Source organism: Polyangium jinanense, from assembly GCF_028435365.1.
In genome coordinates this window covers 1-13,465 of record NZ_JAGTJJ010000122.1, presented here as the reverse complement: position 1 = coordinate 13,465, position 13,465 = coordinate 1, and the positions used below count along the sequence as shown (strand labels likewise).

The following is a 13,465-nucleotide window of genomic DNA, read 5'->3' as shown; positions in this document are numbered from 1 at the left end:
CACCGGCCCGTTGGAAGAACTGCGCATCGCGCAGTTCTTCCACCCCGAGTCCAGGGCTTGCCCTGGGTCGGGTCGAGGGGCGAACAGCCCCCGCGGGGTCCGGGGCAGCGCCCCGGCGCGGCGGCCCCTTTCAGGTCGCCAGCAGCCCGCCGTCGACCAAAAGCTCCGTACCCGTCACGAATTTCGCATCGTCCGACGCCAGATATGCGATCGCTGCCGCCACGTCCTCGGGCTCGCCGAGCTTCCCCAGCGGAATGGACTTCGCCAGGCCCACCTTCGCCCGCGCTGGATCCTCGGACCTCGCCACCATCGCGTCGACCATCGGCGTATCGATGAACGCCGGGTGCACCGAGTTCACCCGGATCCCATAACCTTTTCGCGCGCAATGCATCGCCACCGATTTCGTGAACGTGCGCACGCTGCCCTTGCTCGACGAATACGCCACGAGGTTCGGCGCGCCGATGATGCCCGCCACGCTCGACAGGTTCACGATCGACCCGCCCCCGCGCTCCTTCATCAGCCGGATCGCGTGCTTGCAGCCGAGGAACATGCCGTCCGTGTTCACCGTGTGCACGAACCGCCATTGCTCGAGCGTCGTCGACTCCACGTCGCCCACGATGCCCACCCCTGCGTTGTTCACGAGCACGTCGAGCCGACCGTGCTTCGCGACCACCGCGTCGAGCACGGCGATCCACTGCGCCTCCTGCGTCACGTCGAGCGCGGTGAACTCCGCCCGCGCCCCGAGCTCCGCGGCGAGCGCCTCCCCTCGATCCACCGCCACGTCCGTGATCACCACGACCGCGCCTTCTGCGTGCAGCCGACGCACGGCCGCCGCCCCCAGCCCCGATGCGGCCCCCGTGACGAGCGCTACCTTCCTCTCGAATCGCTGCATGGCGCGGAGGAGAGCGGATCCGCCGGCTCCGTGTCAAGCTCGCTGCAAGAAAGGCGGGACCCGGCCGGGACGAACGAGCGGTTTTCCCATCGCGTCCGGCGCGGGTACTCTTCGCGGTACTCCCCATGACCCTGCTCGAAACCATGAATGCGCAGACTCTTTTCGCGCCTGGGGACGATGGCTTCGCCCAGGCCAAGACCGCGGTGGCGCCCATGCGCGCCGTCTCCTCGCTGCCGCCGCCCTCGTCGGCCCTGCGAACCACCGTGCTCCCGCGCGTCGAGGGTGATGGCGCCGAGGTGCGCCTCGTGGCCGAGTCCAAATCGCGGTACGAGCCGATCAAGACCCTCGGCGCCGGCGGCATGGGGGAGATCGTGCTCGTGCACGATCAGGACATCGCCCGTAAGGTCGCGGTCAAACGCCTGCTGCCCGAGGCGAGTGATCCCGTGATGCTCGCCCGCTTCGTGGACGAGATCCGCACCGTCGGCCGCCTCGAGCACCCGAACATCGTGCCCATCCACGACGTCGGCGTCGACGAGCTCGGCCGGTACTTCTTCGTGATGAAGTACGTCGAGGGCGAGACGCTCGAGACCATCATCCGCAAGCTCGCCGATGGCGACGCCGACTACCACCGCAAGTACACCTTCGAGCGCCGCGTCGAGATCTTCATCGACGTCCTCTCGGCGCTCGCCTACGCCCACGCGAACGGCGTCGTGCATCGGGACGTCAAGCCGGCGAACGTGATGGTGGGACGGTACGGCGAGGTCGTGCTGATGGATTGGGGCATCGCCAAGCCCGTCGCGGCCGAGCGGGATCTTGCCCGGGGCGCGGACGCGACGCTGGGAGAGGAGAACGACCGGGGGCGGATGTTCGTGACGCACGTCGGCGCGCTCGTCGGCACCCCCGCGTACATGTCGCCCGAGCAGGCGCGCGGCGAGGTGGACAAGCTCGATACGCGGAGCGACCTCTACAGCGCGTGCGTCCTCTTCCACGAGCTCGTCACGTTGCGCCACTACCTGGCAGACCGGCGGACGCTCGGCGACATCTTGTCAGGCGTCATGGACTACGAGCCCACCGTTCGGGACATGAAGCGGAGCTGCCACCACACGCAGGAAGGGCTGCCGCCCGAGCTCGTGCACATCGCCGTTGATGGGCTCGCGAAGGACCCGGCGAAGCGATACGACTCCGCGGGGCAGATGATCGAGCTCTTGCGGCAGAGCCTCGAAGGTCGGATGCACGTGGCCTGCTCCGGCACCTTGGCGAAGCGCTTCCTGCGCGAGGCGGCGCGGGGCGTGGACCGGCACCCGCGCCTCATGTTCTGGAGCCTCGTGGGGACGTTCCTGGCCGTGATCTTCACAGCCGTGACGCTCGTCCGAATGATCGTGGCCTAGCGCACGGCGATGGCACGTGTGCCGGGCACGTGCTGGCACACGTGCCAGGCGGACGGCACGCTGACGTGTCAGGCGGCGATGAGCCGCGAGCGAAGCGCCCGCGCGAGCTTGCGGCCGTCTTCGGGTACAGGCACGAACCGCAGGGTGCGCTCGCTCGTGTGTTCGTTTGGACGCACGGAGAGCTTGTGCCCGCGCGCCAGGCCTACGTGGAGGCCGGGGAACCGTGCGTGGAGCTCCTTGGCGAGCTCCAGTCGGTCGCCGGTTGGGAGCGCCAGCACGACGAGCGCGCAGTCGAAGTGGCCGGGGCCGTCGAGCGCGACAAAGGCCTCGCGACGGGTGCCGACGTGCACCACCTCGAGCCCCTCTGCTCGCAAGCCGCGGGCGATGATCTCCGTCCGGTCGTGATCGTCGTCGATGAGCAGGACACGCGCCATGAGTCCGCACCTCTCGTGGTAGCGCCGACCTGATTGCAATCGTCATGCCGCCCCGCGGCCCTCGCCCGAACGCGACCCGGCGCACGCCTCCGCGACGACATCGTGAGCTAGCTGAGGAGTCCAAACCTCGGCATGCGGCGTACACACCGCATCCCACCGAGATGTGGGCGGCGGGGGCGGATGGCGCGGGCGCGGGCTCCGGCGCGGCGAGGCCCGTCTCGACGAACGATCGAAATGTCCTTGAAGATCATATGGATCTGCGAAGGACCTCAGGCTGATTCGCGGAATGGCTGGCAGGGCTGTTCCTTGCAAGGTTTGCATGAAAGGTTGGCGTGCACGTGCCGGGACCCCGAGGCGCAAGGGATGCGCGTGGCTCGGCTAGTAGTGCAGCACGACGTCGACCCCCTGCCCTGCTTCCAGGGCGGGCAAGACGAGCAGCCTCCCTCCGTCTTTCGGGGGCGACAGCACGGCGCCTGCCGGCTCCGAGACAGACGTGAGCACCTCGTCCACGCGCAGCGTGAGCCCCTCGATCGCCTCCTCGGGGCGGAGCGAGATCGTCAGCGTACCTTCGAGGACGTTGTAATCGATGAGCGTGAAGGTGACCGCGTCGCGCGCTCTCCAGAACCGAGCGAAGGCATCGACGCTCATGGCCGCCACGCCTTCGGGTAGCTTCGCGAGGATCATCTCCTCGGCGGCCAGCTTGTAGTCCGTCACGTTCGGGTGGATGAGGAGCGACGTCGGCGCGCCGTTCCGCGCGTTCTGGGTGATGACGCCCAGCGCCTGCTCGACACGCAAGTCGAGGCGCGGGGGCAGCTCGTCTTCCAGCGTGACGGGAAGCTCGAAGACATCCGTATCCTGGATTTCAGGCAAGGAGGTCATGAGCCGATAAGGAAAGTTCGTGAGCACCACGCCCACCGCCTGCGTCGAATCGGTGCGGTAACCCACGCGTTCGAGGGCCAAGGGGGACTCGGGATGGTACGAGAGCTCGCCGGCTCGGAAGCTCTGGGTTTCGTGCGAGACCCGGGCGGCGTCGAGCGACCCGTCGATGAGGGACTTCGAGACCCGAAGCTCGCCGTACAGGGTCCCCCATTGGGTCTCGTAGGGCGACACGTTGTACGGGGCATAGCTCGGGTACGCCTCCGCGCCGTCGCCCACCTCGAACAGGTGGAGCATCTTGGAGTGCGCGACCGAATGCGAGCCGACCGCGTGCCCGAGGCGGAGGAAGCTCGCGAGCTGGCAGCCGCGATCGCGCGAGAAGAACGCGTGATCCTGCACGTCGTCCACGTACTTCGTGTGGGCGAAATACGTCGTGGATGCGCCGAGCGCCGCCTCGCGCTCCGCGTAGACGGCCGATCGATCGTAACTTGGTCCCCAGTCGAGGTCGTGTGATATGAGCAGGGCCCCGGACAGCCCGTTCGGGGCCGTATGCAGTCGTACGCCAAAGCGCGCGTGCGCGTCGTAGATGTCGCGCATCATGAGAAGCCATGCGTCCGTGGCAGGCTCGAAGACATTGATGTAGCCACGGGCGGCGCCGTCGAGCGGGTAACCGAGCTGGTTGCGAATCACGACGTCCCGAAAATCCACGCCCATCGTGTAGATCACCGCCGGGCCCGCATTCCGGCGCACGATCGCCGGGGAGCCGTCCTCGAACGTCGCGAGCACCACGACGCCCTCCGCGGTCGGGTCGACCTCGAGCGTCCATGTATTGAGGAACTCCTCCGGCCCGCCCCCCAGCGGGATCTCCCGTTCCTCGGGCTGATCCAGCGAGGGAAAGGCAGCCTCTCCCTCCTTCGTGAGGCGCACGACATGATGGGGCAGCCCGAACGTCGACGCCGGCACCCCCGCGAGATCGCGCAGGAACGTGACATCGGAGTCGCGCCAGACGAGGACGCCCCCCTTGCCGATGAAATTCCCCATCGCCTCGATGTCGGTCGCGTGGAAGGACTCCTCGTACGCGTCGGGGAAGAACATCGCGATGTCGTGCTGGAGCGCGAGCTTCGGCGCCGTGGTCTGCGCGTACGGGATGCCCATCGGCGCGAGCACGTGCTCGATCGCGAGCATGTCTTGCCAATCGGGCGAGAGCGCGAGGACGCCGACCTGCATCTGCCAATGGTTCGGAGGCGGGGTCATTTTCACCCGCCTCGGCTCGCGGGTCGCGTCGACGGGGACATCCCGTGTAGGGAGGCCCCATAACTTCCCCTCGACCTTCTCCGTGGCCGGCACCTCCACGCAGATGGCTGCCTCGTCGTCGGATACGGCCGGGTCGAACGTGAGGGGGTCTCCCGGTCCACACGCCATGATTCCCAATGGGAGGGCGACACCAGCCATTGGTAGAAGCCGGCAAATCGCTCCGCGGAGCGAATACGATGTGATCATGAAAGCCGTAGCCTAAGCAAAAAATACAGAATTGCTACCCGTCACCTCTTTTTTCATGCGAACGTTTGGGCACGAGGAATACCAGGGCAAAGCGATCCTGGCGCCGCATTCTTTTCTTGATTCGGCGAGGACATGCCCGCCCCGGCCGTGGTAACGTCCGCCCATGGCACGCGTCACGGTGGAGCGTCTCGGTCATGTCGTCCGCATCGGCCTGAACAGACCGGAGAAGCGCAACGCATTCGATCTCGCCATGCTCGACGAGCTCGCGCAGGCGTACACGGCCTACGAGGAAGACGAGGGGCTCCGGTGTGGCCTCCTGTTCGCCCACGGCGGCCATTTCACAGGCGGGCTCGATCTCGCGGAGGTCGGTCCCGCGGTCGCGTCGGGGCGCGCGCTCTACCCGAAGGGGAGCGTCGATCCGCTCGCGATCGGGCCGCGGCGCCTCACGAAGCCGATGGTCGTCGCGATAGAGGGGTATTGTTTCACGATCGGGATCGAGCTCGCGCTCGCCGCCGACATCCGCATCGCGGCCGAGGACACGCGCTTCTCGCAGCTCGAAGTGCAGCGCGGCATCTTCCCGTTCGGCGGCGCCACGCTGAGGTTCCCGGCGCTCGCGGGCCACGGCAATGCCATGCGCTGGCTGCTCACGGGCGACGTGTTCGACGCAAAAGAGGCGTATCGGATCGGGCTCGTGCAGGAGGTCGTCCCCGCGGCCGATCTCCTCGATCGCGCCACGTGGATCTGCGAGCGTGTCGCGGCGCAGGCGCCGATCGCCGTCCGCACCACGCTCGCGTCAGCGCGCGCGGCGATGACGGAAGGGCCCGAGGTGGAAGCGGCGCGCCTCGAAGAGCGAGCCCGCGCCATCATGGGCACGGAAGACGCCGCCGAGGGCATGCGCTCGTTCGTCGAGAGGCGCGCCGGCCGTTTTCAAGGGCGCTAGGCGTCAATCGTAGCGGGCAATGATGAAGTAACGCGCATGCTCGACGCCGAGCTCGCGCACGCGTTCGTCGTGCGCGGCGTCGCCGAGATCGACCTCTTCGCTCTCGGGGCTCTCGTACTGCACGTACGTGACCTTCAGGCCCCACACGCCCTCCTCGTGCGCCTCCTGCTCCATGTTCACGCCGCGCATGTACTTGCCGGGCCCTTCGCCGTCCTCGGTCCCGAGCACGCCGAACGCGAGCGTCGCGGCCGTGAGAGGTCCTACGCACGTGAAGTACATCGACACGGACGCCTCATCCCACGCCTCGCGCTCGCGCCCTTCGAGCTTCTCGCCGATCGCGGCCCACACCTCGTCCGGCACCGCCTTCGCCTTCTCGAGCACGTGCAGCGCCACATCACGCGAGATCGTCTCCGGCCCGTCCGTCCCTCCGCGCCCGCCTTCGAGGCCGATGTGCACCTCCGTGTAGACGGTGTCGTCCGGCGCCGGCCCCGTATCCGTGAGGTCGCCCGAGGCCACGATCGTCACCGCGTGCCCCGACTTCGCGGCGACCGCCTCGACATGCTTCGCGAACTCGCCAAGCTGCTTGCGCGTCATGCCGCTCGCCGAGAAGCGCTTGCCCGCGACGAGGACGCCTTCCGTCTCCTCGTCGAACGAAACCTCGTGGGGGCTCGGCTCCTCGTCGCCCCCGTCCTCGTCGCTGTACTCCTCGTCCTCGAAATCGTCCTCGTCGCTCATGCGCGTCCTCCGAGCGGCGCACGGTAGACAAGTTCGTGGGGATTCGCACGGGGAAATCGAGGGGCGGCGCACGCATCCAGGCGCCTCTTCGCCCTCGCAACGTGCCGGGCTTCTCGGGCTCATGCCTTCCTGATAGAAGGTCGGCCCATGTCCACTTCCTACGAACTGCTCTACTTCCCGCTCCGTGGTCGCGCGGAGCCCATCCGGCTCATGTTCGCCACGGCGAACGTCGCTTTCACCAACACGCCCATCACGAACTGGCCCGAGTTCAAGCCGAACACGCCCCTCGGCCAGCTCCCCGTGCTCGTCGAGCGGAGCGAATCCGGCGAGCGCCAGATCCCGCAGAGCATGGCCATCGTGCGTCACCTCGCGCGCGTGTTCGACCTCTTTGGCAAGGACGAGGTCGAGAAGACGAACGCGGACGTCGCGGCCGAGACCATCAACGACTGGCGGACGAAGTTCGCGCCCGTGCAGTTCGCCGCGTTCATGAACACCGCGCAGACCGTGATCGACAAGTACTGGACCGACCTGCCGGCGACGCTGCGCACGCTCGAAGGCTTGCTCGGAAGCTGTACCTGGTTCGGCGGCGGAGAGTCGCCGACGTACGCGGACGTGCTCGCGTTCGACACGCTCGACAACCACATGGCCACAAAGCCCGAGAGCCTCGCAGACTTCCCCAAGCTCCGCGCCCTCCACGACCGCTTCCGCGCACTCCCCAACGTCGCGGCCTACCTCGAAAAACGCGCCTGATTCTTCGTGAGGCCGCCGCGCCGGGGCGCCGCCCCGGGCCCCGCGGGGGCTGTTCGCCCCTCGACCCGAACCAGGGCAAGCCCTGGACTATTTGGGAAGAACTGCGCGGTGCGCAGTTCTTCCACGGGCCGGTGGCCTGTTCGATGAACTGCGCATCGCGCAGTTCATCGACCCCGGGTCCAGCGCTTGCGCTGGTCCGGGTCCAGGGGCGGATAGCCCCTGGTGGGGCCTGGGGCAACGCCCCAGCTCAGCGCCTCAGCCTTGCAGGTGTAAAAGGACGCGGCATGTTCAAGGTACCGATCTGGGCGTGGATCCTCGTCAGTGCGCTTGCTACTGCGTGCACGCATTCCTCCCCGCCCGCCGAGACGCCTGCGCTGGAGACCTCGCCCTCCTCGACGCCGGTCATCCAGCTCCAGAAGCTCGTCATCCGCGAGGACGGTGCGACGCTCGCGCGCCTGCTCCCGGATGGCCGCACACAATACTGGCTCGGCGGCGAGGGCAACGAGGAGATCTGGATTCCTGGGCCGACCCTGCGGGCCGACGGGACGCTCATCTTCAAAGATGGCGTCACGGGCAGGGTCGAGCCTGACGGTCGCATCTTCGTGGTGAATCGGCCTGGCCGGATGCCCGCGGAGCGCCTGTTCGGTCGCATCTCGGGGGACACGTGCGTGCTCGGCAACGCGGAGCATGTGATCCGTGTCGAGGGCCATACGCTCCTCTTGCCGAACCGCCCCACCCCCAACGAGATTGAGGGCCTGACCGACGCGCGATCCCGGCACACCGCGCTCGTCATGGCCGCGGCGTTCTACATCAACCTCGCCATCGTCCGGGAGTGAGCGACGGCCCTGCGTCCTTGGAGCTGAGGCGCGGGACCCTCGGGGAGGGTGGGCGAACGCAAGGCATTGCGTCGCTCGAGCCCTCCCCAGGCTCGAAGGCCCCTCCGCGTTGCGCTTGGCGACCCACCGACAGGCTTGAAGGCCGCTTCGCGTTGCGTCTCCCCACCCATCGACAGGCTCGAAGGCCTCTCCGCGTTGCGTCTCCCTACCCACGGACAGGCCCGAAGGCCCTCTCTGCGTTGCGTTTCCCCACCCATGGACAGGCTCGAAGGCCTCTCCGCGTTGCGCTTGACGACCCAAGGATAGGCTCGAAGGCCTCTCCGCGTTGCGTCTGCCCACCCACGGACAGGCTCGAAGGCCTCTCCGCGTTGCGTTTCCATACCCACGGACAGGCTCGAAGGCCTCTCCGTGTTGCGTTTCCCCACCCACCGACAGGCTCGAAGGCCGCTTCGCGTTGCGTCTGCCCACCCATCCACAGGCTCGGAGGCCTCTCCGCGTTGCGTTTCCATATCCACCGACAGGCTCGAAGGCCTCTCCGCGTTGCCCTGCCCATCCCCTGACAGGCTCGAAGGCCCCTCCGCGTTGCGTCCCGACACCCCATGAGAGGTTCTTCGACGCAGTGCCGAGCGATGCGCAACCCCTTCGAAGGCCCCGAGGACGTTCGATCCAGCAAGGAGCCCAGCCTCACGTACGTTATCCTGCGCCGGCATGAATCCGTTCCAAGGTCCGGAGACGGCGGCGCTCACCGGGGCCCTCGGCGGGGCGGCAGCCTTCGTCGTGGGAATGGGCGCGCGGGCGCTCGGGACGGCGTTTTCGGCGCGGCGCGAGGCGCGGGCGGCGCGGCACGCGCTCGGCGAGCCGCGGACCGCGCTCGCGGGGCTAGATCCGGCGGCGAACGTCACGCTCGAAGGGGTGCTCGAGGTCGTCGGCGAGCCGGGGGCGCGGTTCGAGGACGGCGCTCCGGCGGCGGCGGCCACGGCCGCGGGGCGGTTTTGCGAGGCGAACACGCGCGCGGCGCGCCTGCGGCTCGTGATGCGGGACGGGACCGTCGATCTGCGCGGGAAAACCCTGGTCGTCGCGGGATCACGCGAGACGCGGGACGACTCGATCGACGCGCTGCCCGCGGAGGTGGCGGCGCGGATTCACGCGGCTTGCGGGGATCGGGATCCCCTTCCAGCAGGGCCGCTCCGCATGCGATCGATCGCGCACGGCGATCGCGTCGTCGTGGCGGGCAAGCTCGTGCGCGCCGAGGAGGCCTCGGCGGCCGCGGGGTATCGCGAGGGCGGCGCGCCGTGGACGCTGGTGCCCGCGGGCGCGACGGATCGATCTTTGGAGGTCCTACCCATCGCGTTCGCGGGTTTGCCCGCGGTGTCGGGCGTGCTCGGGGCGGCGTTTTCGCGGCGGCGCTTGCGGAAGATGGGACCGTTCGCCGCGCAGGCGGCCGTGTTCGGGGCGGCGATCTGCATGGGGAAGGCCTCGTACGACGCGCGCGCGTTCGCCGCTCGCGTCGAGGCGGAGGCCGAGGCGAACGCGCAGAAGAAGGCCGAGGCGCAGCTCGGGGATCCGGCCTCCTGCAAAGAGCTCGCGGGGCAGTACACGAGCGCGATGGATCGCGTCTCCACCTGCACGCACGACAACGACTGCCGCGCCACGCTTCGCGGCGACCAATGGTACGACCTCGACGGCTGCTTCCGGTTCGAGAACCGGCAGACCTCGACCGAAGAGGCGGATCGCCTCGCGCGCGCGTGGCTCGAAGCGCGGTGCGTGACGAACTACGAGGTCTGCAGCGCCCAGCCGACCGCGATGTGTCGTCAAGGCCGCTGCGTGGAGCGCCCGCCGCACCCGGTGCCCGAGACCTGGACCCGGCGCGAATTCGCGCGCCTCTTCACGTTCTTCGCGCCGCCCGACGTCGATACCACGCGCCGGAACGGCTTTGAATGTGGCCCCGGCGCGCGGATCACGCTCCATCGGCACGATTTCGAGGCGTCCTTCACCCTCGGTCAATACGGCCTCGAGCTCGGCGGCTCCACGACGCCCGTTCGAATCGGGAGCTACCACGCGGTCACGAAGAGGATGGACGCGACCGAGCTCGCGATGCCCCAGGGGTATACCCAAGGCTTCTTCGTGGCTTTCGACGAGAAGGAGGCCGTCTGCCCTCCCTTCTGCCTCCCGGTGTTGGGGGGCGGCGACAGCGTCGGTCATCTGTACTTCCAGGCTCGCTGCCACACGGCCGAGGCTTGCGAGGAGGCCTATTGGATCCTGGAGACGCTCGCGCCCTTCTGAAAGGGTGTTCCACAAGCACCAGCTCGCAGTGTTGGGCCGCCGCGCCGGGGCGCTGCCCCGGACCCCGCGGGGGCTGTTCGCCCCTCGACCCGAACCAGCGCAAGCGCTGGACTCGTGATGGAAGAACTGCGCAACGCGCAGTTCTTCCAACGGGCCCGTTGGCAGGGTCGCCCTTGGTCTTGCCTCGACCTGTTCGATGAACTGCGCATCGCGCAGTTCATCGACCCTGGGTCCAGCCCCTGGCTGGTCCGGGTGCAGGGGCGGATAGCCCCTGCTGGGGCCTGGGGCAACGCCCCAGCGAAACGCTCCCGGATGAGACGCTGCTCGGATCTTGCCGCCCCGCGCCAGTTGAGGCAAAGCGGCGACGTGGAAGAGCTCGGAATTTCAACCGGAAAAGTCCTCCTCACGGGCGCGAGTGGCTTCATCGGCGGCCGCCTGCAAAGCACGCTCGTCGAACGCGGCGTGGACGTCGTGTCGCTAAGGCGGCGCGGCTCGCCTCCGGCGAAGCGGGGGCGCTCGGTCGAGGTCGAGTACGACGATCGCGCGGGCCTCGAGCGCTTGATCGCCGAGGAAAAGCCGGACTACGTGCTGCACGTCGCGGGCGCGACGAAGGGCGTCGAGTACACCGATTTCCAGCGGGCGAACGTGATGCCCACGGAAAACCTGCTCGAAGCGCTGCGCAAGAAGCACCCCGAGGTGCGAAGGTTCGTCCTCGTCAGCTCCCTCGCGAGCTTCGGCCCTTCGAGCGCCACGCGCCCCCACGTCGAGACGGACACGCCGCGCCCCATCGAGTTCTACGGCCAGAGCAAGCTCGAAGCCGAGCGCGTCGTCGAGCGCGCGGGCGACGTGATCCCCTGGACCGTCCTGCGTCCCGGCGGCGTGTATGGCCCGGGCGACGTCGACTACTTCAACCTCTTCCGCGAGGTCGAGCGCGGCCGCAATGTCTTCTTCGGCAACAAGAAGCGCTGGTTCTCGGGCATCTACGTCGACGACCTCGTCACGGCGACGCTCGCCTCCGCGACGCACGACGGCGCGAAGGGCCGCGCGTTTTTCGTGTGCGACAACGATCCCGTGACCTGGGAGCGGTTCCAGGGCGCGATCGTCGAAGCGAGCGGCCGGCGCGTGCTCACCGTGGATCTGCCGGAGATGCTCGTCGACGTGGCGGCGTTCGGCGGCGAGATCGCGACGCGCTTCGACAAGAAACCGCGCCTCTTCAACCGGCAGAAGGCGAAGATGGGCGCGCAGGAGGCGTGGACGTGCAAGAGCGACGCGCTCCGCGAGGCGACGGGCTGGCGCTCCAAGGTTCGCCTCCAGGAAGGCGTGCGCCAGGCCCTCGAATGGTATCGTCGCGAGAAGTGGGTCTAGGGCGATGGGATATTGCCTCGGGTATGCGCTGATCGAGGGCGGCGACGCGGCGTTCTCGATGGACGCGTCAGCCGTCACGTTCGGCCCGGGCGCGCTCGCGGAGGTCGGCGAGGAGGCCGCGGCGCTCGGGCTCAGGCGGGTCGCGCTCTTCACGGATGCGCGGCTCGCGCGGCTTCTGCCGGTCGAGGAGGCGCGGCGCTCGCTCGGGCGCGCGGGCATCGATGTCGTGGTGTACGACGAGGTGCACATCGAGCCGACGGATCGTTCGTTCGCGGAGGCTTCGCGGTTTGCCTCGGACGGCCGGTTCGATGGCTACGTATCGGTCGGCGGCGGCTCGGTCATCGACACGTGCAAGGCCGCGCTGCTTTACGCGACGTACCCGGCCGATTTTTATGCCTACGTGAACCGCCCGATCGGCGAGGGCCGCGAGGTCCCGGGCCCCCTGCCCCCGCACATCGCTTGCCCGACGACGACGGGCACGGGCGCCGAATGCACGGGCATCGCGGTCTTCGACGACACGGGCCGCAAAGCGAAGACGGGCATCGCCTCCCGAAGACTGCGCCCGACCCGGGCCATCGTCGATCCCACGGCCACGCGGACGATGCCGAAGAGCGTGGTCGCGGCAAGCGGGTTCGACGTGGTGACGCACGCGCTCGAATCGTTCACGGCGCGGCCCTATTCGACGCGGCCGCGGGCGCCGGAGGCGAGCAAGCGCCCGATGAGCCAGGGAGCAAACCCGTGGAGCGACATGGGCTGCAAGAACGCGCTCGAGCTCGCGGGCCGTTATCTCTTGCGCGCGGTCGCGGACGCGGAGGACGAGGAGGCGCGCGAGGGAATGGCGTGGGCGGCGACGCTCGCGGGCATCGCGTTCGGCAATGCGGGCGTGCATTTGCCGCATGCGATGTCGTACGCGGTCTCGGGCCTGTGCCGCTCGTTCACGATGCCGGGGTATCCCGAGGGCGAGCCCCTCGTGCCGCACGGGGTGTCGGTCGTGGTGAACGCGCCCTCGGTCTTCCGCGCGCTCGCGAAGACAAGCCCGGCGCGGCACCTCGAAGCCGCGGCGCGGCTCGGCGCGGACGTGCGCGGCGCGACGCCGGAGGACGCGGGCGAGGTGCTGGCGACGCACCTCAGCACAATGATGCGCAAGGCAGGTGTGCCGAATGGGCTCTCCGAAGTCGGATACGGCGAAGCCGACGTGGAGGCGCTCGCGGCGGGGACGATCGTGCAGGCGCGGCTCGTGTCGAATGCGCCGTGTGCGATCGACGAGGAGGGTCTGCGGGGGCTCTTCCGCGGGGCTTTTGCTTATTGGTGAGGGACGGCGCGGGTGTTTGGCAGCGTTGCGCCGGGGTTTCACCCCGGACCCCGACCAGGGGTTGTCCACCCCTGGACCCGGACCAGCGCAAGCGCTGGACCCGGGGTCGATGAACTGCGCGATGCGCAGTTCATCGAACAGGCCGAGGCAAGAC

11 protein-coding genes are annotated in these 13,465 nt (G+C 68.6%); 7 read left to right on the top strand and 4 right to left on the bottom strand.

Annotated elements, in window-relative coordinates; genetic code table 11:
• Positions 1 to 130: 130 nt before the first annotated feature.
• Complete coding sequence (locus KEG57_RS54365; RefSeq protein WP_272428086.1) at positions 131 to 892, bottom strand: glucose 1-dehydrogenase; 762 nt, start codon at positions 890 to 892, stop codon at positions 131 to 133.
• A 125-nt stretch (positions 893 to 1,017) separates the two neighbouring features.
• Here KEG57_RS54365 and KEG57_RS54360 point away from each other — a divergent pair, with 125 nt between their 5' ends.
• Positions 1,018 to 2,280, top strand: a complete 1,263-nt coding sequence (locus KEG57_RS54360) for a serine/threonine-protein kinase (protein ID WP_272460077.1) — start codon at positions 1,018 to 1,020, stop codon at positions 2,278 to 2,280.
• A gap of 68 nt (positions 2,281 to 2,348) precedes the next feature.
• Here the strand turns inward: KEG57_RS54360 and KEG57_RS54355 are convergent, their stop codons facing one another.
• Together KEG57_RS54355 and KEG57_RS54350 are read right to left on the bottom strand one after the other, a co-directional pair.
• On the bottom strand, positions 2,349 to 2,714 hold the full coding sequence (locus KEG57_RS54355) for a hypothetical protein (protein WP_272428084.1): 366 nt from the start codon (positions 2,712 to 2,714) through the stop codon (positions 2,349 to 2,351).
• 378 nt (positions 2,715 to 3,092) lie between these two features.
• The gene (locus KEG57_RS54350; protein WP_272428083.1) at positions 3,093 to 5,012 is read right to left on the bottom strand and encodes a hypothetical protein; all 1,920 of its coding nucleotides are present in this window, start codon (positions 5,010 to 5,012) and stop codon (positions 3,093 to 3,095) included.
• Between the two features lie 241 nt (positions 5,013 to 5,253).
• Here KEG57_RS54350 and KEG57_RS54345 point away from each other — a divergent pair, with 241 nt between their 5' ends.
• Positions 5,254 to 6,030, top strand: coding sequence for a crotonase/enoyl-CoA hydratase family protein (locus KEG57_RS54345; protein ID WP_272428082.1), 777 nt, complete (start codon positions 5,254 to 5,256; stop codon positions 6,028 to 6,030).
• Positions 6,031 to 6,033: 3 nt separating this feature from the next.
• Here the strand turns inward: KEG57_RS54345 and KEG57_RS54340 are convergent, their stop codons facing one another.
• Complete coding sequence (locus KEG57_RS54340; RefSeq protein WP_272428081.1) at positions 6,034 to 6,765, bottom strand: hypothetical protein; 732 nt, start codon at positions 6,763 to 6,765, stop codon at positions 6,034 to 6,036.
• A 147-nt stretch (positions 6,766 to 6,912) separates the two neighbouring features.
• On the opposite strand from KEG57_RS54340, the gene KEG57_RS54335 reads away from it, so the two are divergent.
• The 5 genes from KEG57_RS54335 to KEG57_RS54315 all read left to right on the top strand — a co-directional run bounded on the left by KEG57_RS54335 (position 6,913) and on the right by KEG57_RS54315 (position 13,311).
• A complete protein-coding gene (locus KEG57_RS54335) occupies positions 6,913 to 7,515 on the top strand; it encodes a glutathione S-transferase family protein (RefSeq protein WP_272460076.1) in 603 nt (200 codons plus the stop codon).
• Between the two features lie 284 nt (positions 7,516 to 7,799).
• Positions 7,800 to 8,351: a hypothetical protein gene (locus KEG57_RS54330; protein ID WP_272460075.1), complete on the top strand. Its 552-nt coding sequence runs from the start codon at positions 7,800 to 7,802 to the stop codon at positions 8,349 to 8,351.
• Positions 8,352 to 9,059: 708 nt separating this feature from the next.
• The gene (locus KEG57_RS54325; protein ID WP_272460074.1) at positions 9,060 to 10,634 is read left to right on the top strand and encodes a hypothetical protein; all 1,575 of its coding nucleotides are present in this window, start codon (positions 9,060 to 9,062) and stop codon (positions 10,632 to 10,634) included.
• A 366-nt stretch (positions 10,635 to 11,000) separates the two neighbouring features.
• The gene (locus KEG57_RS54320) at positions 11,001 to 11,999 is read left to right on the top strand and encodes an NAD-dependent epimerase/dehydratase family protein (RefSeq protein WP_272460073.1); all 999 of its coding nucleotides are present in this window, start codon (positions 11,001 to 11,003) and stop codon (positions 11,997 to 11,999) included.
• Positions 12,000 to 12,003: 4 nt separating this feature from the next.
• Positions 12,004 to 13,311 (top strand): hydroxyacid-oxoacid transhydrogenase, encoded by a 1,308-nt coding sequence (locus KEG57_RS54315; RefSeq protein WP_272428076.1) that lies wholly within the window; start codon positions 12,004 to 12,006, stop codon positions 13,309 to 13,311.
• The last annotated feature ends 154 nt before the right edge of the window (positions 13,312 to 13,465 follow it).

Bases quoted from the DNA above. Each gene is read 5' to 3' on its own strand.
- KEG57_RS54340 (WP_272428081.1), bottom strand. From the start codon at position 6,765: ATGAGCGACGAGGACGATTTCGAGGACGAGGAGTACAGCGACGAGGAC.
- KEG57_RS54365 (WP_272428086.1), bottom strand. From the start codon at position 892: ATGCAGCGATTCGAGAGGAAGGTAGCGCTCGTCACGGGGGCCGCATCG.
- KEG57_RS54330 (WP_272460075.1), top strand. From the start codon at position 7,800: ATGTTCAAGGTACCGATCTGGGCGTGGATCCTCGTCAGTGCGCTTGCT.
- KEG57_RS54355 (WP_272428084.1), bottom strand. From the start codon at position 2,714: ATGGCGCGTGTCCTGCTCATCGACGACGATCACGACCGGACGGAGATC.
- KEG57_RS54325 (WP_272460074.1), top strand. From the start codon at position 9,060: ATGAATCCGTTCCAAGGTCCGGAGACGGCGGCGCTCACCGGGGCCCTC.
- KEG57_RS54350 (WP_272428083.1), bottom strand. From the start codon at position 5,012: ATGGCGTGTGGACCGGGAGACCCCCTCACGTTCGACCCGGCCGTATCC.
- KEG57_RS54345 (WP_272428082.1), top strand. From the start codon at position 5,254: ATGGCACGCGTCACGGTGGAGCGTCTCGGTCATGTCGTCCGCATCGGC.
- KEG57_RS54360 (WP_272460077.1), top strand. From the start codon at position 1,018: ATGACCCTGCTCGAAACCATGAATGCGCAGACTCTTTTCGCGCCTGGG.
- KEG57_RS54315 (WP_272428076.1), top strand. From the start codon at position 12,004: ATGGGATATTGCCTCGGGTATGCGCTGATCGAGGGCGGCGACGCGGCG.
- KEG57_RS54335 (WP_272460076.1), top strand. From the start codon at position 6,913: ATGTCCACTTCCTACGAACTGCTCTACTTCCCGCTCCGTGGTCGCGCG.